1 pseudogene is annotated in these 452 nt (G+C 34.1%); it reads left to right on the top strand.

Going from position 1 to position 452, the window contains the following annotated elements:
* Window positions 1–257: pseudogene (locus AAC854_RS23120) on the top strand (hypothetical protein); the annotation flags it as partial.
* Window positions 258–452: the final 195 nt, after the last annotated feature.

The raw sequence follows: 452 nt of genomic DNA, 5'->3' as shown, positions 1-452 counted from the left end.
CACTATCAATGATGCAGTATCGGGATATTAATAAATTAGATTGTATTCTTGATTCAGTTATCGAAACAAAAAAAACAGATTCTGATTTAAAAATAGAATTAGAACCAGCCAGAAATGCAATTGAGAGATCAAGAGTACTATTAGATAACCTTATTGAGGTTGGGGAGGATAATGATACTACTACTACGCTAGTCATAATATCAGAATATATTATCGCAGCAGAACAAGAAATAGCACGAGTCAGAGGGGTTAACTAATTATGACAGCATTTAAACCAATAGAAGCAGCCACCAACGAAGATATTGTTATTGAACTCCGTGAAGTCTACACCGTTCGCGGTGCTATATAACTTTTCATAATTATGAGAATTTCATATTTCCTATTCCTTTCCAACTATTTGCTGAAGCGGCATTCAAGAAAATCTTAACTCTTTTGATGAGCTGCCACATATA

Source organism: Xenorhabdus entomophaga (assembly GCF_037996725.1).
Lineage (GTDB): Bacteria > Pseudomonadota > Gammaproteobacteria > Enterobacterales > Enterobacteriaceae > Xenorhabdus > Xenorhabdus khoisanae.
Note: the sequence above shows the minus strand (reverse complement) of the source record. Positions and strands in the feature narration are given on the sequence as shown.